The sequence below is a fragment of the Spirulina sp. CCY15215 genome (genome assembly GCF_016888125.1).
Taxonomy (GTDB): Bacteria; Cyanobacteriota; Cyanobacteriia; order Cyanobacteriales; family Spirulinaceae; genus CCY15215.
Genome location: NZ_JACSWA010000187.1, coordinates 1 through 278 on the forward strand (window position 1 = coordinate 1; position 278 = coordinate 278).

Here is a 278-nt window from a genome sequence, read left to right on the forward strand (position 1 = left end):
CAGGAGCAGGCACTCATCCAGGAGGAGGCATTTCTGGAATGCCAGGGCGCAATTGCGCTCGTGCTTTCATCCAAAACCAACAACCTTTTTTAGAAAAACTAACCGACGCACAAAACTCTCTCGTTTCTCTGCTGCGATCGGCATTAGGAATCAACAAAAAGGATGAATAATAATTGATAATTGATAATTAAAATGCGCGAACCTAAGAAAAATTTGTTTTTTTATCATCTGTTTAAATGGTCGATTGTGAGTCCGATGCTACACGGCCATTTTCGCGG

General features: G+C 41.7%; 1 pseudogene. It reads left to right on the forward strand.

What is annotated here, in order from left to right:
* Positions 1-192 precede the first annotated feature (192 nt).
* Positions 193-278 (forward strand): annotated as a pseudogene (locus JUI58_RS27515) (1-acyl-sn-glycerol-3-phosphate acyltransferase); the annotation flags it as partial.